Here is a 23,549-nt window from a genome sequence, read left to right as displayed (position 1 = left end):
AAAACCCACCCTTAATAAATTAAGGATGGGAAAAAAATTGCTATGAAAAAGAAAAATTGTCACTAAAAGACTTAGTGATAATCAAATATATAAATTTTTTCTTAAACCCGGGGGTTCTATGAAAACATATCTTTAACTTTTTCAAAGAATGATTTATCACTTTTCTCTGGATTCGGCTGGAAGTTCTCGTCTTCTGCCATTCTTTCAAAGAAGTCGCGTTGTTCTTTATTTAGATTTTTCGGCGTCCAAACATTTACATGAACCAATAAATCTCCTTTTCCGTAGCCATTAAGATTACCGATTCCCTTTCCTCTAAGTCTAAGGATTTTTCCAGATTGTACTCCTTCTTCAACCTTTATTCTCACTTTTCCAGTAACGGTATCTATTTCTCGAGAAGATCCTAATACTGCTTCAGACAAACTGATGTACAGGTCGTAATGCAGGTTATCTCCTTCTCGTTGCAGGCTGTGGTGTTCTTTCTCTACTATTGCTACCAATAAATCTCCAGGAACTCCATTTCCTGGTGCATCGTTCCCTTTTCCAGAAACTTTTAGCTGCATTCCATCTTCAACTCCAGCTGGAATCTTAATAGAAACGGTTTCTTCATTCTGCACAAATCCGTGGGCATCTGCCTCCGGTGGTCTTTGATCTATAATCTGCCCAGAACCACTACATGCAGTACAGGGTGATGCGGTTTGCATTCTACCCAAAATGGTATTGGTAACACGGGTTACCTGGCCAGTTCCTTTACAAGTGGAACAGGTTTTATAAGTTGTACCAGGCGCCTGAACTTTTCTTTTTACTTTGATTTTCTTCTCGGCACCATTAGCAATTTCTTCTAAAGTAAGACTTACTCTAATTCTAAGGTTGCTTCCTTTAACGCGTCTTTGGCCACCGCCAAAACCGCCTCCAAAACCAGAGAAGCCTCCGCCACCGCCGAAGCCACCTCCAAAGATGTCTCCAAACTGGCTGAATATATCGTCCATATCCATTCCGCCATAGCCACCGCCACCGGCGCCGCCTTCAAATGCCTGGTGACCAAACCTGTCGTAACGGGCTCGTTTGTCTTCATTACTAAGTACTTCGTAAGCTTCAGCCGATTGTTTAAACTTTTCTTCAGCCTCAGTATCTCCCGGGTTTTTATCGGGATGATACTTGATAGCCATTTTTCGGTATGCCTTCTTTATCTCGGCGGTTGAAGCCCCTTTACTTATGCCTAATATGTCGTAATAATCTTCTTTCATGGTCTCGTTTTGCAGATTCTAAAAAAGCTTTTATTTGCCGGTTACTACTTTAGGAAACCTAATAATACGTTCCCCTAATTTATAACCTCGCTCAACTACATCAACTATCTTGCCTTTAAGCTTATCTTTAGGTGCAGGAATTTGGGTAATAGCCTCGTGAATTTCAGAATCAAAGGCATCGCCTTCTTTTACATTCATTGCTTCAAGGCCTTTGCTGTTAAGCGTTTCTTTAAATTTATTATGGATAAGCTCTACTCCATGTATTAATTCTTCCTCTCCAGATTTTCGCAATTCGTTTAAAGCCCTGTCAAAATCGTCTAATACTGGCAACATGGCTGTCATTACTTCCTGATTGGCAGTTTTAAATAGTTCTAAACGTTCTTTTGAAGTTCTTCTTTTGTAATTTTCAAACTCAGCGAAAAGACGTAAAAATTTATCTTTTTCTTTCTGAAGATCTTCTTTCAACTTTTCTTCTTCAGTAAGTTCAGCTTGGTTTTCCTCATCTTTTGGTTCCTCTTTATCCTTCTCTACCTCGTCTATAGCTTCATCTATCACATCTTCAACCTGATCTTTCACAGGCTGGCCCTGTTGCTCTTCTCTTATATCTTTTTTCTTCTTGCTCATTTTTGTGCATTTTAATACAGCCTGAATGGGTCAAATTCATTGCCAATTATGATTCGGTGTCAAAATGTCACTCATAATATTTAGTAAACATTTAGCATTCCCATATTTCAAGTTTATGTATTTTTGCAGACTAAATTTAAAACTAAATTTTAACAAAATGAAAAAATCAATTTTAAGCACTTTTGTAATTGCAGCTTTTTTAACTGCGGTTGTAGGATGTAAAAACGATAAAAATCAAGCAGATACTTCTGAAGCTAAAGATGCGGCAACTGCACAAGCCGAAGCTATGGAGTTTAAAGTAGATACTTCAGCTTCTACAATTGAGTGGAAAGGGAATAAACCAACCAGAGAGCATACCGGTACTATTAAAATTGCTGAAGGTACTTTTAGCGCCAACGATAGTATTATTGAAAGCGGAAATTTCGTAATTGATATGCAATCTATTAATGTTACCGATCTTAAAGGAAAAGATAAAGCAGACCTTGAAGCTCACCTAATGGGAACTGTAGAAGGCAAAGAAGGTGATTTCTTTAACGCTACAAAATATCCTGAAGCTACTTTTGAAGTAACTGATATTACTGAAAAAAACGGTCAAAAAATGCTATCTGGTAACCTAACTATCAAAGAGGAAACTAAAAACATTACTTTCCCGGTTAGCATTAACCAGTCTGATGACAGTATTGAAATTACCAGCGAAGAATTCACTATAGACAGAACAAACTGGAATGTGAATTTTGGTTCTAAATCTGTTTTTGACGGGCTAGGAGATAACTTTGTAAGTGATGATATTACTTTAAAGTTCAACCTAAAAGCTACTAAAGCTTAAGACGATTCACAATTTGAATATTAAAACGGCTGCCAAAATTTTGGCAGCCGTTTTTTATGCTTTAATAATTTCTGAACTACGAAATCAAATCTTCCAGAGCTTTAGTGAGGTTTACATAATTAAAAGTATAACCTTCCTGATCTATTTTATCACTACTCACCAACTGGCTGGATAATACCAGGTGTGCCATCTCCCCCAACACAAGTTTAAGGGCAACTTTGGGCACATTAGGTAACCAAACGGGTTTTCCCATTTGTGAAGCTACTTCATTTACCAATTCTTTATTAGTAACCGGGTTTGGCGCTACGGCATTATAAACTCCTGTGAGTCTGTTTTCTACTGCGAACATAAATATTCCGCTAATATCATCTATATGAATCCAGGATTGCCATTGCTTTCCACTACCTAGCGGGGAACCAACATTAAAATTCACCGGCTTCTTTAGCTTTTGGAGTATTCCGCCATTTTCGGCAAGAACAAGGCCTATTCTAATTTTGGCGACTTCAATTCCCAGGTCTTTAAAATTATCTACGGCTTCTTCCCATTTTACCACCACTTCTCCAACAAAAGAATCATCTACTCCCTGATCTTCTTCTGTATATAATTTCTCAAGAGAACTGGGATATACACCTATGGCACTGGCAGAAACCAGGTGTTTTACCTGGTGCTCATTTTCCTCTAAACATTTATAAAGTAAATTGGCCGTTTCGGTACGGCTTTTAAGGATTTTCTCTTTTTGATCGGGCGTCCATCGTTCGGCTATGCTGGCACCAACGAGGTTTATAATCGCGTCAACGCCATTTATGGCCTTACTATCTATTTCGTTCTCATTGGGATTCCAGTAAAACCCTTTATAATCTGCTTTACTTTCCAGTTTATCTTTACTGGTAGACAGATAATGAACCTCTATCCCTTTTTCACGACATAACCCACTAATATTAGATCCAATTAAGCCGGTAGCTCCTGTAATTAATACACGCATTTTTATTTACAAGAATCCTTTGCATAACCCCTTACAAACATAGCATAAAAAATTTGTGTGCATGGTTGGTTTTCACTAATTTCATGCTTTACAAAAACCATCTCCTATGAGCCAGTTAAGTTTTTCCGATATAGAATTGGGACGCAGTAGAAAGCCCAGCAGGGTATCCTCCAAGTTAAACAAGATCAATAATTTGGTGGAATGGGACAAAGTCTTCAATCTGGTGCAGGCAGTGGACAACACCAATAAAGTTATCGGTGGAGCGCCGCACCGCGATCTTTCCATTAAGGTCAAAATGCTTTTTCTTCAGCACCTGTATAACCTGAGCGACCCGGAACTGGAGGATCAGGTCAACGACCGCTTGAGTTTTCAAAAATTTGCAGGGATCAACTACACTACCACGGTGCCAGATTTCACGACCATATGGCGGTTCAAAGAAGCCTTGGTACGGGAAGGCTTGATGGATGGGTTGTTTGCTTTGATCTTGGCCAGTCTTGAATCAAAAGGTTTGTTGCTGAAAAAAGGAACGAGTGTAGATGCCACCATCCTTCAGTCCACCACCAAGCCGTTGAGCAAGGAGCGGCGGGAAGAACTGGAAAAACACCCGAGTGCGCAAATAGATACCGATGCCCAATCCACGGCAAAGCGGGGGAAGAAATATTTTGGTTATAAAGGTCATATTGGAACCGATGTGGGCAGTGAGCTGATAAGGAAAAGGACATTCACTTCGGCACGTCCTCATGATTCCCAGCTAAAAGATGAACTCCTTAGCGGCGATGAGCAGATGATTTTTGGCGATAGCGCCTATGGCACTATTGCCGACAAGCGAAAGGCCAGGAAAGAGGGTGTTTATTACGGGATGCTGGACAAAGGGACACGAAAGCGGAAACTCTCCGCGACGCAAAAGAAAAACAACAAGAAGAAATCAAAGATAAGATGCAAGGTTGAACACCCTTTCGCCTATTTGAAGGAAAAGTTGAACTACAAAAGAACGGTTGCTAAAACAATGGCAAGGAACGAATTAAGGTTTGACTTCAACTGCATCCTGTACAATATTTTTCGGGCCAGTTATCTGCTCTCGAAAGCCTAAAACGTGGGAACGTGCGCAGTGTTGGAACAAAAAGGGAATAAAATAACGAAAATGATGAAAAAAATTGGCCAAAAGTCAAGGATTTAGGCAAAATAGTCCAAAAAAATTCTCGGAAAAGAGAAATAAAAGAAAAACCATTACTTATTCAAAGCTTCCTACAAGATAACAACATGTATAAACTTCAGCTAAATATTATTATTGATTTAACAGCAAAAGCGGTTACTTTTTTAACGCTCTTAACATTTCACGTTTTCCTGGAGGACCGGGAAGCCTTTCAACGATAAATCCTGCAGTTTGCATAGCCCTCCTCACACTACCTTTTGCCGCATAGGTTACCAAAACTGCATTGGCTTTCATTGCTGCAAACATTTTATTAAAGATATCCTCTGTCCAAAGTTCGGGTTGAACCCGGGCTCCAAAAGCGTCAAAAAACACTAAATCGTATTCATCCTTATCCTTAATTTCTTCAAAGCGTTTTTGTTGTTTTTCAAGCTGGAAATTTTCAGAAATATCTACCAGAGAATTCCACGGAATTTGATGCATTTTTTGAAAGGAATCAATCTGATTTTCTGCAGAAAGCATTTCGGCATAATTCAATTCCTTTATCTCAGCTTTAGCAACGGGATATGCCTCTACCCCGGTATAATTTATCTTAAGCTGAAGCTTTTTAGCCTCAAGGAAACTGATAAACGCATTGAGCCCTGTACCAAAACCTATCTCTAAAATAGCCAGGTCTTTTCCTTTATTTAATCCTACCCAATAGTCCAGGCCCATTTTTATAAAAACATGCAGAGCCTCCTGTATCGCACCGTGTTTGGAATGATACTGCTCATCCCACTCCCTTAAATAAATGGTGACCGAGCCATCACCGGTTTTTATAATTTTTCTTTCCAAATTTATTCTTTTAAAAGCACGCCGTTTGCGATGAAAGCTCTGGTAATTTCAGGAGAAGTAATTGCGGCTATTTCAGCTTTAGACCTCCCTTCATCTTTGGCATAATGTTTTTGATCCTCAACCGTCATTTCATTTAAAAATGCTTTTCCTTCTACAATCACGTTAGTGTCTTCGCTGTCTTTTGGAACAAAAAATCCGTAATCCTTAAAGGTAACCCTTACATCCTCCTCTTCGGGAAGTTCTAAAATCATCCAGCAACCTTTCATTTTACAAACGCTGTTTATTTTTGAAGTGAATTTTAGTTCTAAAGTATCGCCAGGTTTCAGCGAATTGAATTTCTCAAGTGCTTCGGCTGCGCTCAAAGTACTTTCTGAAGTAATTTCGGCTCCAAAAGAATTATAGGAGACAGGGTCGGCTTCCGCTAAAACTTGAGCTTCCTCATTAGATTTTTCATTTTTACAGGCAATAAATATTAAGGATAACGCCAATATAGATGCAATTTTTCTCATTTTCTTATTTTTAGTTAAAACCTTGCTGCCAAACAAATTTACCAAAACTTTAGATTTTGATTCTGTTTTAAATTAGGTAAATTTGTTAACTAAACTAATGATAATGAAATACGATACTGACCAGCTCGAAATTAACAAAGTCCAAAAATCTAAAATTGAAGAAGTAAATTTTGACAATCTGGTTTTTGGCGAAGTTTTCACAGATCATATGTTTGAATGTGATTATGAAAATGGACAATGGCAAAATCCTAAGATTAAGCCTTACGCCCCTATTCAACTGGATCCATCGGCTAAAGTATTTCATTACGGCCAGGCCGTTTTTGAAGGAATGAAGGCCTATAAAGATGAAAATGACCAGATTTGGCTTTTTAGACCAGAAGAAAATTTTAAAAGAATCAATAAATCCAGCGCTAGATTAGCAATTCCTGAATTTCCGGAAGAATTTTTCTTTAACGGACTGGAGGAGTTATTGAAACTGGAAAAAGACTGGATCAAAAAAGGTTTTGGAAACTCGCTTTACATTCGTCCATTTGTAATTGCTACCGAAGAATGCGTTTCTGCCAATCCTGCGACCAAATACAAATTTATGATTATTTGTTCTCCCGCCCAGGCTTATTATAGCGGCGAAGTGAGGGTTCAATTTTCAGAAAAATACAGCCGCGCTGCCGATGGGGGCGTTGGAGCTGCCAAAGCTGCCGGAAATTACGCCGCGCAGTTTTATCCTACCAACCTTGCCAAAGAAGCCGGTTTTCAACAAATAATCTGGACTGATGCTAATACGCACGATTATCTGGAAGAGGCCGGAACGATGAATATTTTCTTTAGAATTGGAGACACGCTTATTACCGCTCCTACCAGCGACAGAATTTTAGACGGGGTAACCCGAAAAAGTGTGATAGATCTTGCTAAAGATCTTAATATTGAAGTTGAAATTAGGAGGGTTCCAGTTTCTGAAATTGTTGAAGCCGCCAGAAAAGGCAAACTAAAGGAGATCTTTGGTTCGGGTACCGCAACGGTAATTAACCCAATTGCCGGCTTTGGATATAAAGGCGAAAAGTTTGAGCTTCCAAAAATGGAAGATTCCTACGGGAAATCTTTCAAAGACCGATTAATGAAAATTCAATATAACCAGGCTGAAGATAAGCATGCCTGGAGACATTTGGTGAAATAATTTTTATTGAATTTTTCATTTAAAAAACTAAACCTCACAGCTTTTCGTAATCTGTGAGGTTTTTTATTTAAGGGGCAGAAAAAAACCTGAACTGGTTTCTGGTTCCTACTTAACAAAAAATAAAAGTTGTTGAGTTACAAAAATCTATAAAATTAATCCTTAAGTACTTTTGCTATATTTGGTCTAACATAATCCGGTCCTTTAATCACCTTTCCATTTTCGTTATACATTGGGTTTCCGTTTCCATCCAGCTTGCTCATATTACTATGCTGAATTTCATCAAAAACGGCTTCAATTTTATGTTCCAGTCCGTGCTCAATAATGGTTCCGCATAAAACATATAACATATCGCCCAGGGCATCAGCTACTTCGGTGAGATCTCCGTTATTTGCTGCCTCCAGGTATTCCTCGTTCTCTTCTTTCATTAATTCGTAACGTAAGCGGTTTTTCTCAGCTCCCAGGGAAGCCCGCAGATTTTCAGCAATTCCCAGTTTAAAAATTTTGTGAAATTCCTTTACGGCAGCGAGTCTTTTTTTCATTTTTTTATAATTTTAATCCCAATGTTATTGTTGTTGAACGAATCCTCCCTATCGGTCGGAAGCCCTACCCGCCTGAACAGCCCAGATAAGATATTCATTTTGTAAAAGTAATAGATTTATTAATTTGTAGCTAAATTTTAAATCTAATCTCATGTTTAAAAAAAAGTAAAACCATTGCTGAACGCGCTTTTGAGGAGGTAGCGGGTTTCAGTACACTTCAAAACAAATTGGAGCAGAGCTTTTCTATTAACGGCAAAGCAAAAAGCACCTTAAACAATTACCTCCGATGTCTGGCACATCTTACTTTGCACTATAAAGAAAGCCCAGAAACGCTCTCGGTGGAAAACATTGAGGCTTACCTTTATTATTGCCAAAAACTTCACAAAACCCCTTCTGAAAGTTTTTTTAAGCACACCATTTTTGGCCTCAGGGCTGCTTACAAAGTAATGGGTATGGAGGCCAAACGCGTAGCCTTGCCCCAGATCAAACGGGACCTTAAACTGCCAACCGTCTTGAGCAAGGAGGAAGTCAGGCGTCTTTTAAAAGCGCCGAAGTACCTTAAACACCGCTTGATCATAGGAATGCTATATGGCTGTGGACTTCGCAGCTACGAACTGTGCAATCTAAAATTGGCTGACATCGATTTTGATCGCAAAACAGTTTTTATTCCCAAGAAAAAAGGTAAGATCGACCGCTACGTCCCTTTGAGTAAACATTTGACCAGAGGACTAAAAAAGTATATCAAAACGGAAAACCCCCAAGTATATCTTTTTAACAGCCAGGTATCCAAAGATGGAGAAGCGCGGGGACTGACTACCAACGGAGTGCGTTGGGTGATCAAAGAGAACCGAAGTAAGATAGGCAGTTCTAAAAAAATAACCGCCCACACGCTGCGGCACAGCTTTGCTACGCATTTGTTGGAATATGGCGTTGACATTGTCAGTTTAAAGGAACTTTTGGGCCATGCCCACATCGAAATGACTTTGACTTATTTGCATGTAGCCAATTTACCTAGTTGTTCGAAGTTTTCTCCTCTAGACAAGCTCTACGATTAATGCGGCCCCAACATAAGGTAGCTGACATTTTAGAGATGGAACAGCTACAGCTCAAAAGCTTGAGCCTAACCTCATGGCATTACCGTGCATTGCAGGCCATAAGGAGGTGCCGAACAGAAGCTATGGGCGGACACATTGATAAATGCGATTGTTGCCACGAGCTGCACATCAGTTACAACAGTTGCAGGAACAGGCATTGTCCAACATGCCAGGGGCACAAACGTGAAGAATGGATTAGGGCAAGGGAAAACGAACTCTTGAACGTTCCCTATTTTCATTTGGTGTTTACCCTTCCAAGTGAATTTAACAGCTATGCCTTGAGCCACGGCAAAATAGTGTACGGCAGTTTGTTCAGGGCCGCCTGGCAGACCTTGCAGCAATTTGGGGAAAACCCCAAACACTTGGGTGGCAGAATGGGCATGATTGCGGTGCTCCATACTTGGGGCCAGAATATGAGTTTGCATCCTCACTTACATTGCATTGTACCAGGAGGTGGTTTGAACAAATCAGGAACATGGAAAAAAGCAAAGAACAATGGAAAATACTTGTTTAATGTAAAATCCATGAGCCAAGTGTTTAGGGCAAAATATATAGCTGAGCTAAGAAAGAGTGAGTTGAAAATTCCTCAAAAAGTTTACGATAAGGTATTCAGTAAAAAGTGGGTGGTATATGCCAAACAACCTTTTAGAAGTCCAAAATATGTCATTGAATACCTGGGCAGATATACCCATAAAATAGCCATTAGCAATCATCGGATTACGGATGTAGATCGCAAAAACAGAAAGGTGACTTTTACTGCAAAAGATTATCGTCGTGCAGGAAAGAAAGTCAACTTAACCTTATCGGGCCAAGAGTTTATCAGGCGGTTTGCCCTGCATATTTTACCCAAGGGATTTACTCGAATACGACATTATGGTATTTTGAGTAGCAGTTGGAAAAAGGAGAAGTTGCCAAAACTACAAGCTGAACTGGCTACGGTAAAGATGGAACCTGTCAGAACCATCCAGCCACTTTTGCACCGCAGATGTTCTACCTGTAAAAAAGGAAGACTGCATACCATTCTGTTGTTTGATGCACGTGGGCCTCCCGCAAATTGGAGAGTTCTATTAAAAGATAAAAAATTAAATAGGAGCAACTAAAAATTAATCTGCAAAGGCGGGCAGACTCTGCTATGCCTTAACTTTAAAATTAAACGATAAAAACCAACTATTGTAAATTGAAACCACTAAAAAAGTCCAGATGACGTTATAAAATAAGTAGGTTCTATACATTTTAGCCACGTAAAGACAGCTTAACCTCCAATTATCCTTCCCTCAATTCATCGTTTTACCCATAGACGGCAAATCAACCGGATTCGTCAACAAAATATTCAGCTCTTGCCTATCGGCGAGCCGAATACTTAGTTATTCGGTAAAGTTTTTTTGATTTTATGGAATATGAATGATGAAAATTCGGATGTTTTTCCTTATTCATATCTTGCTTTGGAAAGAATGACCATATAGTTTCATAATTTAAATTTTTTATTTAAAAAACACTGATATTCAATAATTCGAATTTGGTCTTTTTTCTTTATTCCTGCAAACCTAAAGGAGGGCTCGGGGGTCTTTAATCTTTAACTGAACGATATTATCCCAATGTGGGAATTCATCATAGGCTTATAGTCATCTCCCTCCCCTAAGTAATTGGGACGGGATGTGTATTGCCAATTTTTTGCGCCCGGCATCATGTTGGTTTCATTTTAATAAATTCTAAATCAATTACAGGTTAAGCCTAAAACCTTAACTTTGCATAAAAGTAAATAAAATGTTTAGCACCGGCCAACTCGTTTTTGCAGGCTTATTTGTAGTCGCTTTTGTAATAATTATTGTGTTTAGTTATAAAAAAGATACGGTATTACATAAAAAACAATACAAAGGTAGTTTATGGGTTTTGCTAGCCTTTCTCGCTTTTATAGGTCTGCTCTTTATTCTTAAAGGCTTTTTAAATCCGTAAAGACCACTTCTCCCTTAGCGAATAAACAAATAATGTTAAATTTAAGTATCTTCGCTTATAAAGCAACCCACATGAAAATATTAAAATACTTTTTCTTCTTACTTCTTATTGTAATTATTGCAGGCTCTATCTATATAGCCACGAAAGATGGCGATTATCAAATTGAAGAAACCAAAGTAATTACCGCTCCGGTAGAAATGGTTTTCCAGGAAGTGAACGAATTTAAAAACTGGAAAAACTGGGAGCCCTGGTCTGCTGAAGCCGATGATATGATTATTGAATATGGAACGAAAACCAGCGGAGATAGTGCTTCTTATTCCTGGAAAAGTGACAGTGCAGGGGATGGAGAAATAAAAACTATTTCAGCAAAACCTTATTCTAAAATAGAGCAGCAAATTAGTTTCATAACTCCTTATGGAGAATCTACAAGCCAGGCTTACTGGGAGTTCAATGAAATTGAAAATGGCACTGAAGTCACCTGGGGTATAAAAGGCCACCAAAGTTTTATGGAAAAACTGGCTTTTACCTTTCAGGACGAAAGTATTGCAGAAATGATGCGCCCAATGTTTCAAAAAGGGCTTAATAATATGCAAAGCGTTGTTTTGAATAAAATGGATAAATACGCCATTAATGTAGACGGAGTTATTCAGCATGGAGGCGGCTATTATATGTACACCACTACCGCCAGCAAAATAAGTCAGGTAGATGAGAAAATGGTACCTATGTTTGCAGAGGTTTCAACTTATATGGATGAGAACGGAATTGAGAAAAGTGGAAACCCTTTTGTACTTTACAATGAATGGAACGAAACTTCTGGAACAGCAATTTTTTCTGTAGGGATATTTACACCGAGCGAGGTAATTACTCCCGCTGAAAGTGAGATTTTAACCGGGTTTATCCCCAATCAAAAAGTGTTAAAAACTACTTTAAAGGGAGATTATAAAAACCTAAAAGAGGCCTGGGATGCTGCTTATAATTACATTGAAGAAAACGAACTTGAAGTTCTAGAAGATGCTCATAATTTTGAAGTTCACTTAACGTCTCCAGACGATGTTGCAAATCCTGCAAAATGGATCACACACCTTTACATTCCGGTTAAATAAGCACTTATGTTCAAACAACTATTATTGATTTTTTTAGGCGGCGGTCTTGGTAGTGTTTTGCGCTATCTAATCAGTAAAAGTTTAAATTTTGAAACCGAATTTATTCCCATTGGGACTTTTACGGTAAATATTTTGGGAAGTTTACTGTTAGGATTAATTCTAGGAATCGCTGCCCGGTCTGAAATTTTTAACTCTAATACCGTATTATTTCTAGCCGTTGGCTTTTGTGGTGGCTTTACAACCTTTTCCAGCTTTGCCTTTGAAAATCAAGCACTTTTACGCACCGGTGATTACCTAAATTTCTTCTTTTACACCTTCGGAAGCATAATTCTAGGAATCTTGGCTGTCTTTTTAGGTCTTTTTCTCTCTAAATTGACCTAAGTCAACTTCAAAAATTTACAAAAAAATCAAAACTTACCTAGGTTAAAAAACAACCCCTAATTTTTTAGGGGTTGTTTTTGTTTATTTCATATTTATTTACTGATAACCCCTATTTTTTAATGGGTGTTATAATAATTTTATACATTTATACTCATTAAAAATCAAGTTTTCATGAAAAAAATAGAAGCAATCATTAGAAAATCGAGGTTTGATGAAGTAAAGAAAGCACTTCACGAAACCGAAGTCAACTTTTTCAGCTATTGGGATGTTACCGGTGTGGGTAACGAAAAGCAAGGCCACGTTTACCGAGGTGTATCTTATAGCACTAGCGATATTCAACGGCGTAAGATCTCACTGGTAGTCTCAGATCACAATGTAGGGAGCACGGTAGAAACCATTTTAAAAGCCGCGCATACCGGGTCTGTTGGTGACGGAAAAATATTTGTGACCCCGGTAGAAGAAGCCTATCGCATAAGAACTAAAGAAAAAGGAACGGACTCCCTTTCCTAAAAAAATCAACTCATTATAAAAAATCACTTTTATGGAATTACTTACTACTAATAATGTTTGGATGATGGTGTGTACCGCCCTGGTATTTTTTATGCACCTTGGTTTCTCACTGCTTGAGGTTGGACTTACAAGGCAAAAAAATGCCATTAATATCCTGTTTAAAAATGTATTTATTATTTGCGCCGGGTTACTTACCTATGCTATTCTAGGATTTAATTTAATGTATCCGGGTTCTTTTATTGCCGGAATAGTTCCGGATTATTTCTTTGACCTTTTTGGATTAAGCGCACCTATGGCAAACGGTTCTTTAGACTTAGCCTATAACGGAGGTTACACTTACTGGACAGATTTTCTTTTTCAGGGAATGTTTGCGGCAACCGCAGCGACCATAGTTTCGGGGGCAGTTGCAGAAAGGATTAGACTGGGAAGTTTTATGCTTTTTTCTGTGATCTATATCACTATTGTTTATCCTATTGTAGGCTCCTGGAAATGGGGCGGTGGATTCTTAGACGGACTTGGTTTTTACGATTTTGCCGGTTCTACCCTTGTTCATTCCGTAGGTGGATGGGCAGCCCTTATAGCTATTTATTTACTAGGAGCGCGTTTAGGAAAATTTGGCAAAGAAGGCCAGTCTCACGCAATTCCAGGTCACAACATTCCTTTGGCAACAGCGGGCGTTTTTATTCTTTGGCTAGGTTGGTTTGGCTTTAATGGAGGTTCAGTACTTTCAGCCGATCCTTCATTAACCTCTATCACCCTGGTAACTACCTGTCTTGCTGCTGCGGCAGGCGGTATTTCAGCCTTTTTGGTTTCAACCATTGCTTATAAGAATTATGATCTCACCATGTTCCTCAACGGAATTTTAGGTGGCCTGGTAGGAATTACTGCCGGGGCCGATCTTATGTCTCCATTAGATGCTGTTCTTATTGGTCTTGTTGCAGGAGGTGTTATTGTATTCGGGGTTTCCCTTATTGATAGACTTAAATTAGACGATCCTGTTGGTGCCGTAGCTGTGCACCTTGCCTGCGGAATTTGGGGAACACTTGCCGTTGGAATCTTTGGAAGTATGGCTGGCTTTGATCAATTACTTATACAGCTGGCGGGCGTAGGAATAATTGGTGCTTTCTGTTGCATTTCAGCATTCATTATTCTATCGATTATTAAGGCTACAATGGGCTTAAGAATGGAAGAAAAAGAAGAAACTGAAGGCCTGGACGCTCACGAACACGGTATGGATGCCTATGCCGAATTTGGAACAGTTCACGATAGATAAAAAATTTAAAGCTTTTAGAAAGAAAAGGAGCGCTTGGCGGAGCGCTCCCTATATGTAAATCTCTCATAAAGCTTTGCTCAACACATTTCAACTCATTAAACAAGACTTTTATTATGAAAAAATTTACTACTGCAAATATCCAAAAAATATTCCTTTTAGGGATAAGCTTTGTTATAGGTTCTAACCTGCAAGCTCAGGAAGCTGAAACAGCTGAAGTTGAAAGCTTTATGTCTAATTTTAGCATCAGTGGTTCGGTAGACACCTATTTTAGATCCAATTTTAACGGATTAAATAAATTTGAATATAACGATGCTGGTGAGCCTATTGTAGGCCCGCAAGCTCCTCCTTCTTCCTTTGCCAACGATCCCGGATTCGCCATTGGAATGGCCAATGTAATCCTGGGCTACGAAGGCGAAAAAGTGGGTTTTGTGGCCGATTTGGTTTTCGGTCCGCGGGGTGAAGATGCAGTTTTTGCATCAGCGGCACCCAACAATATTGTAAACCAATTATACGCTTACTGGAATGTTTCAGATGCGGTTACTTTAACGCTGGGGAATTTTAATACTTTTCTGGGTTATGAAGTAATCTCACCGGCTGCCAACTTCAATTATTCAACTTCATATATGTTCTCGTATGGACCTTTCTCCCATACCGGAATTAAAGCCGACTTTGCCATAGATGACAACTGGAGCGCAATGTTGGCCATTATGAACCCAACAGACTGGACTGAGTTTAATCCATATGGTAAATATTCCTTTGGGGGCCAGCTTGGGTATTCTACCGGAAACGGAAGTGCATTTTTAAACCTGATATATGGCGAGCAAATGCCACTTTTAGATGAAGCGACCTTCCAGATAGATTTAACCACTGGATGGGATTTTACTGAAGCTTTCTATTTAGGACTCAATACTACCTATAACACTACGGATGGTGCTGGATTTTATGGAGCAGCGCTTTATCCGCAGATTCAAACTTCTGATAGTTTTGCTATTGGTATAAGAGCTGAATATTTTAAAGAATTGGAAAATGGCGGGCCTGTTTATGGAGCTGATGCAGAAGCATTAGACTTCACCCTTACCGGGAATTATAGCATTGGAAAACTAACCATAAAACCTGAATTGCGTCTGGATAGAGTATCTAATACACCATCCTCGGTTTTTATAAATTCAGATTTAGAAGGAACCGATAACCTTTCGTCTTTTGTTCTAGCTGCGGTTTATTCGTTTTAAAATTAATTATTTAAAATTCTTAACGCCTGCTGGAATAACTATTTCCAAATGATTTTCAGCAGGAACTATAGGACAGGAATAATTACCATTATAAGCACAATAAGGATTATATGCTTTATTAAAATCTAAGAAAATGGAATCACCCTCCGGCATCCTTAAGTCTAAATACCGTCCGCCGGAGTAGGTGGTTTCGCCGTTAGTAATATCTGTAAAAGGTAGAAACAAATAATTATAATATTCAGGATCTGAGATGAGTTCCTGATTTTGAAAAACACCCAATTTAAATTCTCTCCCCTTTATCGTGAAATATAATTCGCCGTACTTCACATAAACCGGTTTTCTATCTGTAGTAGTTTGCATTCTAAAAGGAGCTTCAGCCGGAGTTCTTACAAAATGAGCTTTTACTTTAAAGGCTGTATTAATTTCAAAGAAATCCAGGCTTTTAAATTCAGCTAAATCTTTTTCAGAAAGCGGAGTACGCTGCGGATCGTTGAATTTTTCAATCATCTCCTGTTGAAACTGAAAAGCATCTTCTTTCTGAGCAAAAACTGAAGCAGACAGAATTATAAAGAGAAGGCAACTAAATTTTATTTTAACTTTCAGCTTTATAGTATTTAGCTTCCCCAAGATACTCCCTGATCTTTGAATTATATTCTTCACTTAGTTTTAGATCTAAAATACCTTCAATATTATACAACGCATTTATATCATCAAAACCGGTTTTCAGCAAGTCATCAAGATATAGAAGAGCGGTTTCGTGATCACCATCGTGACCGGCAATCTTAATAATATTTAGATAAGCTTCAGGATCGTTTTTATCAAATATAGTTCGCAGAATACTCACGAAGATTTTAGATCTGGAATCGGCCTGGGAATTCACGTAAGCATCGTAGTAATTCTTACTAAGATTATCCAGAAAGCCCTGAAGCCTGCTTGCCATTTTTTCTTTGTAACCGCTAAATTTTTCTTCATTCTCTTTCAATCCTTCTACCTGGGCCGCCCACCAGCCAATGTTTTCAAAATTTGAAGTCACCACATCGGTTTCCATATAATATACATATTCTTCCTGTTTAGCTTTTTCAGTAGACACAAGGTCGCGGTAGTCACGTCTTTGCTGCCTAAAGGCTTTATTCCTCCTAATATTCTTTATCTTATCGCGCAAATCTATATCCAGGTCCAAATCATCATACTTATCTTCAATTTGCTTCAGCTTTTCAAATGCCTGGTAGTAATTACGTTTACGCCGCATAACTTCGGCATAATCCACCTCAGCATTAAACAAGTCTTTCACCAAGTCTAAATCTTTTGGCCTTTTTCCTTCTTTCATGGCATTCAGAGTAAATCCGGAAACAGCATTTTGAATTACGCCGCTAACGGGCCATTCCACCTCATCATCACAGGTATAAAAATTCATTTCTGTCGGAAAATTTTCTTTATCTAAATAGGCTTCAATTTCCTCTAAAACAAGCATAGTATTTCTAGTATCGCAAGCCACCGCGCTAAACATAAATTTATTGCCAGTGTTCAAATATTCAGTATTTATCCAGGCATTTTCCACAGCTAATACCCCCGAAATATTATTGTAAATAAAGGGCAATGCAGTAGCTAGTTGCCCTCCTTCTGAAAGTCCTGCCACATAAACCTGTTGCCTATCTATAGCCAGCATACCATCTACCTGGTTAATGAATGGTCCTACTTTGTTGATATTGTTCTTTAAAGAGTCTTTTTTCAAATTTAAATTAGATGCCGCAATAATATAAGACTGCTCTTCTGCAACCGCTCTAAAAAGTTGCGTAGCTGCCCTACCCCTTCCCTCGGGATCAAATACAAAAATTACCGGCCATTGCTTTTTATCATTAAAATTTTGCGGAAGATATAAAGCAAAATTGCTTGCGGTAGAGTCAGTTACTGGGATTGAATCTACAATTTTACCTAAAGGGATTTCTATTTCCTGGGCACTCCCTAATTGAGGAATAAAACTTAAGAGTAAAATTAGAAAAGGTATCTTTTTCATCATAATATCACATAATTACTATAAATATAAACATAGATATCAAAGATCGTGCATAAAAAAGCCCTCATCTAAAGATGAAGGCTAGATAACTATATAGGTGGTAGATTTTATTTTTTAATACGTTGCAATTTCAAACTGTCATTTCTAAAGAAAAGACGGGCAACTAAAGAGACCACAAGTAAATCTGCAAAGATTAAAAACAACACCCTCACTACTTCAATACCGGCAAAACTTAATCCGGAAAATCCTATTGCACCGGTTAACACGGCCACAATTAGGAATAATGTACTGTACTTTCTCATAATGCAATTTCTTTTAGGTAAAAATAGGTACTGTATAGTCGTGATGCTATTAATAAAATTACAATTTGCTATAATTTAACTAAAACAAATATCGGTTTTAGGAATTCGTTAAAATCTGCTTAAGAAAGGAGTTATTTTAACTAAAATATAAAATATAACTACAGAAAATTAGGTACTTACAAATCACCAAAAACGGGTATTCACTAAAATTTAAGATAGTTTCATCTTGTTCCCATCTATTGGCGCGAATTCTACTACCTGAGAGAGCACAATATGGGTTTTTGTTTCTCCATAAGTGATTAATTTATCTATAAATTCTTCTAGATGAGCCTGATCCCTCAAGACGACGTCCATTATAATATTCTCGTTCCCAGTAATGCGATAACAATTACTCACTTCCTTAAAGTCTTTTACTTTTTCCAGAAATGGTTTTAACCTTCCCATGAAGGCCCGGAGGGTAATTATAGCTTTTAATTGATGGCCGGTCTTATGATAGGATATTTGGGTTTTATACCCTTTTATAATCCCGGCATCTTCCATTTTTTTTACCCTTTCTGCTACTGCAGGAGAACTTAATCCTATCTCACGCCCAATTTCGGCGAAAGAATATCGGGCATTTTTCTGTAAGCTGGTTAAGATGGCCCAGTTTAGTTCATCTATTTGCATATTAAAGTTTTTAAGGAGTAATACCTTTTGTATAAAGGTAAAATCTAATTTCAAGGCTAAAATACAAAGATAAGATATTTAATTTCTCTTTAATTTTATTGTGAAATTAAATCAAATGTCAAAGCCTCTTATTAATAACACTTACCTAATGCCGGTATATTGTAAAGCACTGGAAATATTCAAAATTTCCAGGGCAATGGCTGTGCATTTTACGCAAGATAAGCACGTTGTGGAAATGGGGTTTTCGGCCAGCACAAAAGACAGGTATGCTGGAGACCTTGTTACCGAATCGCTTCAACTTGCACCTGGTGTTGCTTCTGTAGCAACAGCAAAAAATCAAGAATCGCGCTTAGAGCGCATTCGAAATATTAGAAAGGCGAGTAGAAGCTTAAAATTACTTTGTAAAAACCTGGAATTTTCCGGAGTGAGGGAAAGTGAATTTTTGGCGCTTTTAAAGAAAGAAATTCAGATTTTCGATAAAATGATCGCCGATTGGATTCAGCAAATTAGAAAAGCCTAGTTTACTTCAATTTCGTGCCTTTTAAAAGAAAGCGATTTTAATTCCTTCAATCAACATATTGGTTCCAATAATTGCAATTATTAGTCCCATGATTTTCTCGATCACAATAATCTTGTTCTGACCAATAAACCGTACTAAGTAGTCACTGGAAATAAAAGCAAGGTGATTTAAGATCATAATCAACCCAAACATAGCTACAATAATCCCCATATCCATATAACTGGCGGTAGTAGTGTAATTCATCGCGGTAATGATAGTTCCCGGGCCGGCCAGAATAGGAATTGCCAAAGGTGAAATAGAGATCCCTTCATTAAAATCAATTGCCGTTTGGTTATCAATACTGGATTGTTGAGCCCTAATCATCTCAAAACCCACAAAAAACACAAGAATTCCGCCAGTGATCTTAAAGGCAGGAATAGTTAAACCAAAAAGTTGAAAGATATATTTTCCTAAAAGAACAAATCCGGTTACAATAATGAAGGCCGTAAAAGTCGCTTTTTTAGAAATAAATCGCTTTCTTTTTCCATCGGCCTGTTTTGTAAGGCTCAGGAATATTGGGATATTTCCAACGGGATTATTAATCGCGAAGAATGCGGTAAACGCGCCTATGGCATACAACCAGATATTTTCCATAGCTTTATATTTTTGGCACTTAAGAAATTACATGTTAAAATTAAGAAGCTGCAAAATTAATCTGAAATTTTAGCCCCACCCAATAAAAAAGATAAAATTTTTAAGCACTATGAACCTTGATAATTATAGTGACTTACCTCTTTTTTAAAAACTGAAGAAATCCTAAAAATGGATCAAGGCATTATAGAATTAAGGGAATAAATCACAATAATAAATGCCCCAATGATGACAAGCCTTTTGGTAAGGATCCCCCTAAATAATGCACAAAATCCCAATGGGGCTATCGCGCATTGGGATAATTAATTTGTTTATAGTTCTAAAGCAAAATTGCTTCAGGAAAATTTTTCTTCGTAAGATCCCGATATCGCTGCGCTCATCGGGATAAGCGATTCGCACACATTCCCAAAAAAACAATTGCTGCCAAAAACATTCCGGTGCTATAGATCCCAATATCGCTGCGCTCATCGGGATAAGCGATTCGCACACATTCCCAAAACTTTTCGTTTTGGGAATGTGGCTCTCTGCTTACATATTTCTTCTATACTGCCCACCAACTTCAAACATCGCCTTGGTTATTTGGCCAAGGGAACAAACTTTAGTGGCTTCCATTAATTCCTTAAAAATATTCTCATTTTTAATTGAGGCTTCTCTTATTTTCTCCAAAGCTTCTTCAGCGGAATCTTCTTTAGCTTCATGAAGCGTGTTCAGGGTTTTAAGCTGGTGTTGTTTTTCTTCTTCTGTGGCTCTTATTACTTCTCCCGGCGTAACCGTTGGCGAACCGGTAGAACTCAAGAAGGTATTTACACCAATAATTGGATAATCGCCATTATGTTTTAAAGTTTCATAATGCAAACTTTCCTCCTGGATTTTTCCACGTTGGTACATAGTTTCCATTGCACCAAGTACGCCTCCTCTTTCTGTGATTCGGTCAAACTCGGTTAAAACGGCATCTTCCACAAGATCGGTTAACTCTTCGATAATGAAAGATCCCTGAATTGGATTCTCGTTTTTCGCAAGCCCCAGTTCTTTGTTGATAATCAACTGAATGGCCATTGCCCTCCTTACTGAAGCTTCTGTTGGCGTAGTAATCGCTTCATCGTAGGCGTTGGTGTGCAACGAATTACAGTTGTCGTAAATCGCGTATAAAGCCTGTAGCGTAGTTCTAATGTCATTAAAATCAATCTCTTGCGCGTGCAGTGATCTTCCTGAAGTCTGGATATGGTATTTCAACATTTGCGCCCTTGGGTTTGCGCCGTATTTATGTTTCAGTGCTTTAGACCAGATTTTTCTGGCTACCCTACCAATTACCGCATATTCGGGATCAATTCCGTTAGAAAAGAAGAACGATAAATTGGGACCAAATTTATTGATATCCATTCCGCGGCTTAAATAATATTCTACGTAAGTGAAACCATTGGCCAATGTAAATGCCAACTGAGTAATAGGGTTGGCACCGGCTTCAGCAATATGGTATCCTGAAATAGAAACTGAATAAAAATTCCTTACTTTTTCTTTAATAAAATACTCCTGAACATCTCCCATTAAACGTAGTGCGAATTCCGTAGAAAAAATACAGGTATTTTGCGCCTGGTCTTCTTTTAAAATATCTGCTTGCACTGTTCCCCGAACCACGCTAATGGTTTTTTCTTTAATTTCAGCATAAATTTCTGCTGGTAAAACCTGGTCACCAGTAAGTCCTAAAAGCATTAAGCCAAGGCCATTATTTCCTTCGGGTAGATCTCCACGATAAACGGGACGATCTAAGCCACGATCATCGTAAAGTTCTTTATACTTTGCTTCAACCTTATCTTCCAGTTCATTTTCTTTGATATACTTTTCACATTGCTGATCTATGGCGGCATTCATAAAGAAACCGAGCAACATAGGTGCCGGTCCATTTATAGTCATACTCACCGAAGTCATCGCATCTGCTAAATCAAATCCGGAATAGAGCTTTTTGGCATCATCCAAACAGCAAATAGAAACTCCCGAATTTCCTATTTTTCCATAAATATCGGGACGTTCATCAGGATCGTTTCCGTAAAGGGTAACCGAATCGAAAGCGGTAGAAAGCCTCTTTGCCGGCAAGCCCATACTTACATAATGAAATCGACGGTTGGTACGCTCAGGTCCTCCTTCACCGGCAAACATCCTGGTGGGATCTTCCCCCTGGCGTTTAAACGGGTAAAGCCCGGCGGTATAAGGAAATTCTCCCGGAACATTTTCCTGAAGGCACCATTTTAAAATATCTCCCCAGGCTTTATACTTTGGCAGGGAAACTTTAGGAATTTGAGTGTGTGATAAAGATTTGGTATGCGTATCTATCTTGATCTCCTTATCCCGAACTTTAAATGAATAAACAGGCTCCACATATCTAGTAACTTTTTCCTGCCAGCTCTGTATCACTTCCCAGTTATAAGGATCGAGATCCATTTTTACCCGGTCAAATTCTGCGAAAAGCAACTTTAGAAAATCCTTTTGGGAATCTTCGGCAAAGTCATTTATTTCTTCCTGATTAATACCGTGCTTTTCTAAATATTGTGATTGATTATTGGTTAAATCCAAACCTGAAACCGACTCGATTGTTTTAAAAACGCCATATAGTTTTTGGGCTACTTCGGCCTGACTTGCCGATTTTTCATCGTAGCTCCGGTTATTTTCGGCAATTTCTGAAAGATAACGTGTTCGTTTTGGTGGAATTACGAAGATCTTTTCGCTCATTTCTGCAGAAATCTCAAAGGTAGAATTTAGATCGGCTTTGGTTTTTTCAGCAATCGTATCCATAATTTCACGATACAAGGTATTCATCCCCGGATCGTTAAACTGAGAAGCTATAGTTCCAAAAACCGGTAGTTTATCAGCATCTTCGTGCCATAATTGATGGTTACGCTGATATTGTTTTTTAACATCACGCAAGGCATCTTGAGCGCCCCGTTTATCGAATTTATTTATCGCTACCAGATCGGCAAAATCCAGCATATCTATTTTCTCCAGTTGCGTAGCCGCACCAAATTCAGGGGTCATTACATATAAAGCAACATCAGAATGATCCATGATTTCGGTATCACTCTGGCCAATTCCCGAAGTTTCCAGGATAATTAAATCGAATTCAGCAGCTTTTAAAACCTCTACGGCTTCTGCCACGTGTTTTGAAAGGGCGAGATTAGACTGGCGTGTGGCCAACGAACGCATATAAACGTGCTCACTATTTATGGCATTCATTCTAATTCTATCTCCCAATAAAGCCCCGCCGGTTTTACGTTTAGAAGGATCTACAGAAATAATTCCGATATTTTTATCAGAAAAATCGCTTAAAAATCGGCGTACCAGTTCATCTACCAAACTGGATTTCCCAGAACCACCGGTTCCCGTAATTCCCAGCACAGGAATTTTGCTTTTTCCGGTCTCTTTTCTCAAAGGCTCAAAATGATGAAGAAAGGAATCGTGTTTATTTTCGGCAAGGGAAATAAGCCTCGCAATGGTATTTACATTTTTATCTTTTAAATCTTCAGCAACAGATTTTTCTTCAACCAAAGCACGAGTTTCAGTATCTACGCGCTTTACCATATCGTTAATCATCCCCTGGAGCCCCATTTCACGCCCATCATCTGGTGCATAAATTCGGGTTATTCCGTAGTCCATCAACTCCTTAATTTCTTCTGGAAGAATCACTCCACCGCCACCGCCAAAAATAGCGATATGACCGGCGTTTTTCTCCTGAAGCAAATCGTGCATATACTTAAAATATTCGGTATGCCCGCCCTGGTAGGAAGTCATCGCGATGGCTTGTGCATCTTCCTGGATAGCGCAGTTCACAACCTCATCTACACTACGGTCGTGACCAAGGTGAATTACCTCAACTCCGGTAGACTGGATGATTCTACGCATTATATTTATAGCCGCGTCGTGCCCATCAAAAAGTGAAGCTGCAGTTACAATTCTTATCTTATTTTTAGGCGAATATGGCTTTTGTTGTTCCATTGCTAATTATT

Annotated in this window: 23 protein-coding genes; 11 read left to right on the top strand and 12 right to left on the bottom strand. The window is 38.5% G+C overall.

The features are described 5' to 3' along the window. Positions 1–116 precede the first annotated feature (116 nt). Both dnaJ and B5488_RS16630 read right to left on the bottom strand, forming a co-directional pair. Positions 117–1,244: a molecular chaperone DnaJ gene (dnaJ, locus tag B5488_RS16635; RefSeq protein ID WP_079736273.1), complete on the bottom strand. Its 1,128-nt coding sequence runs from the start codon at positions 1,242–1,244 to the stop codon at positions 117–119. A gap of 30 nt (positions 1,245–1,274) precedes the next feature. Next, positions 1,275–1,868, bottom strand: a complete 594-nt coding sequence (locus B5488_RS16630; protein ID WP_079736272.1) for a nucleotide exchange factor GrpE — start codon at positions 1,866–1,868, stop codon at positions 1,275–1,277. 157 nt (positions 1,869–2,025) lie between these two features. Here B5488_RS16630 and B5488_RS16625 point away from each other — a divergent pair, with 157 nt between their 5' ends. Next, positions 2,026–2,694, top strand: coding sequence for a YceI family protein (locus B5488_RS16625; RefSeq protein ID WP_106197147.1), 669 nt, complete (start codon positions 2,026–2,028; stop codon positions 2,692–2,694). A gap of 76 nt (positions 2,695–2,770) precedes the next feature. Here B5488_RS16625 and B5488_RS16620 read toward each other — a convergent pair whose 3' ends face one another. Next, positions 2,771–3,676: a TIGR01777 family oxidoreductase gene (locus B5488_RS16620; protein WP_079736270.1), complete on the bottom strand. Its 906-nt coding sequence runs from the start codon at positions 3,674–3,676 to the stop codon at positions 2,771–2,773. Between the two features lie 106 nt (positions 3,677–3,782). Between B5488_RS16620 and B5488_RS16615 the strand changes: the two genes are divergently transcribed. Next, positions 3,783–4,766, top strand: a complete 984-nt coding sequence (locus B5488_RS16615) for an IS5 family transposase (protein ID WP_079733655.1) — start codon at positions 3,783–3,785, stop codon at positions 4,764–4,766. 219 nt (positions 4,767–4,985) lie between these two features. On the opposite strand, the gene mnmD is transcribed toward B5488_RS16615, so the two are convergent. Further along, positions 4,986–5,660, bottom strand: a complete 675-nt coding sequence (gene mnmD, locus B5488_RS16610; protein ID WP_079736269.1) for a tRNA (5-methylaminomethyl-2-thiouridine)(34)-methyltransferase MnmD — start codon at positions 5,658–5,660, stop codon at positions 4,986–4,988. Positions 5,661–5,662: 2 nt separating this feature from the next. Beyond that, entirely contained in the window at positions 5,663–6,169 is a 507-nt protein-coding gene (locus B5488_RS16605; RefSeq protein WP_079736659.1) for a DUF4920 domain-containing protein, read from the bottom strand. A 103-nt stretch (positions 6,170–6,272) separates the two neighbouring features. Here B5488_RS16605 and B5488_RS16600 point away from each other — a divergent pair, with 103 nt between their 5' ends. Continuing rightward, positions 6,273–7,340 (top strand): branched-chain amino acid aminotransferase, encoded by a 1,068-nt coding sequence (locus B5488_RS16600; protein ID WP_079736268.1) that lies wholly within the window; start codon positions 6,273–6,275, stop codon positions 7,338–7,340. Between the two features lie 152 nt (positions 7,341–7,492). Here B5488_RS16600 and B5488_RS16595 read toward each other — a convergent pair whose 3' ends face one another. Further along, positions 7,493–7,879 carry a pyrophosphohydrolase domain-containing protein gene (locus B5488_RS16595; RefSeq protein ID WP_079736267.1) on the bottom strand — a complete coding sequence of 129 codons (387 nt, stop codon included), beginning with the start codon at positions 7,877–7,879 and terminating at the stop codon, positions 7,493–7,495. 227 nt (positions 7,880–8,106) lie between these two features. Here B5488_RS16595 and B5488_RS16590 point away from each other — a divergent pair, with 227 nt between their 5' ends. The 7 genes from B5488_RS16590 to B5488_RS16555 all read left to right on the top strand — a co-directional run bounded on the left by B5488_RS16590 (position 8,107) and on the right by B5488_RS16555 (position 15,422). Continuing rightward, positions 8,107–8,934 carry a tyrosine-type recombinase/integrase gene (locus tag B5488_RS16590; RefSeq protein ID WP_231919753.1) on the top strand — a complete coding sequence of 276 codons (828 nt, stop codon included), beginning with the start codon at positions 8,107–8,109 and terminating at the stop codon, positions 8,932–8,934. Continuing rightward, a complete protein-coding gene (locus B5488_RS16585; protein WP_079734452.1) occupies positions 8,934–10,073 on the top strand; it encodes an IS91 family transposase in 1,140 nt (379 codons plus the stop codon). Before B5488_RS16590 ends, B5488_RS16585 begins: the two co-directional genes overlap by 1 nt. 924 nt (positions 10,074–10,997) lie before the next feature. Next, positions 10,998–12,029, top strand: a complete 1,032-nt coding sequence (locus tag B5488_RS16575; protein ID WP_079736658.1) for an SRPBCC family protein — start codon at positions 10,998–11,000, stop codon at positions 12,027–12,029. A 6-nt stretch (positions 12,030–12,035) separates the two neighbouring features. Beyond that, positions 12,036–12,410, top strand: a complete 375-nt coding sequence (crcB, locus tag B5488_RS16570) for a fluoride efflux transporter CrcB (protein WP_079736265.1) — start codon at positions 12,036–12,038, stop codon at positions 12,408–12,410. A 171-nt stretch (positions 12,411–12,581) separates the two neighbouring features. Beyond that, entirely contained in the window at positions 12,582–12,920 is a 339-nt protein-coding gene (locus B5488_RS16565) for a P-II family nitrogen regulator (protein WP_079736264.1), read from the top strand. A gap of 31 nt (positions 12,921–12,951) precedes the next feature. Beyond that, complete coding sequence (locus B5488_RS16560) at positions 12,952–14,193, top strand: ammonium transporter (RefSeq protein WP_079736263.1); 1,242 nt, start codon at positions 12,952–12,954, stop codon at positions 14,191–14,193. 113 nt (positions 14,194–14,306) lie between these two features. Next, positions 14,307–15,422 (top strand): porin, encoded by a 1,116-nt coding sequence (locus B5488_RS16555; protein WP_079736262.1) that lies wholly within the window; start codon positions 14,307–14,309, stop codon positions 15,420–15,422. Between the two features lie 6 nt (positions 15,423–15,428). Here the strand turns inward: B5488_RS16555 and B5488_RS16550 are convergent, their stop codons facing one another. From B5488_RS16550 to B5488_RS16535, 4 genes are all read right to left on the bottom strand, one after another. Then, a complete protein-coding gene (locus B5488_RS16550) occupies positions 15,429–15,929 on the bottom strand; it encodes a DUF1684 domain-containing protein (protein WP_231919764.1) in 501 nt (166 codons plus the stop codon). 85 nt (positions 15,930–16,014) lie between these two features. Continuing rightward, a complete protein-coding gene (locus tag B5488_RS16545; RefSeq protein ID WP_079736261.1) occupies positions 16,015–17,439 on the bottom strand; it encodes a hypothetical protein in 1,425 nt (474 codons plus the stop codon). Positions 17,440–17,543: 104 nt separating this feature from the next. Continuing rightward, positions 17,544–17,738, bottom strand: a complete 195-nt coding sequence (locus B5488_RS16540; RefSeq protein ID WP_079736260.1) for a DUF1328 domain-containing protein — start codon at positions 17,736–17,738, stop codon at positions 17,544–17,546. A gap of 210 nt (positions 17,739–17,948) precedes the next feature. Next, positions 17,949–18,404, bottom strand: a complete 456-nt coding sequence (locus B5488_RS16535) for an Lrp/AsnC family transcriptional regulator (RefSeq protein WP_079736259.1) — start codon at positions 18,402–18,404, stop codon at positions 17,949–17,951. 115 nt (positions 18,405–18,519) lie between these two features. On the opposite strand from B5488_RS16535, the gene B5488_RS16530 reads away from it, so the two are divergent. After that, positions 18,520–18,924, top strand: coding sequence for a hypothetical protein (locus B5488_RS16530; RefSeq protein ID WP_079736258.1), 405 nt, complete (start codon positions 18,520–18,522; stop codon positions 18,922–18,924). Between the two features lie 21 nt (positions 18,925–18,945). Here the strand turns inward: B5488_RS16530 and B5488_RS16525 are convergent, their stop codons facing one another. Next, complete coding sequence (locus B5488_RS16525; RefSeq protein WP_079736257.1) at positions 18,946–19,557, bottom strand: MarC family protein; 612 nt, start codon at positions 19,555–19,557, stop codon at positions 18,946–18,948. A 525-nt stretch (positions 19,558–20,082) separates the two neighbouring features. Beyond that, positions 20,083–23,538: a methylmalonyl-CoA mutase family protein gene (locus tag B5488_RS16520; RefSeq protein ID WP_079736256.1), complete on the bottom strand. Its 3,456-nt coding sequence runs from the start codon at positions 23,536–23,538 to the stop codon at positions 20,083–20,085. Positions 23,539–23,549 lie beyond the last annotated feature (11 nt).

Origin of the sequence: Salegentibacter salegens (assembly GCF_900142975.1) — a bacterium.
Taxonomy (GTDB): Bacteria; Bacteroidota; Bacteroidia; order Flavobacteriales; family Flavobacteriaceae; genus Salegentibacter; species Salegentibacter salegens.
Note: the sequence above shows the minus strand (reverse complement) of the source record. Positions and strands in the feature narration are given on the sequence as shown.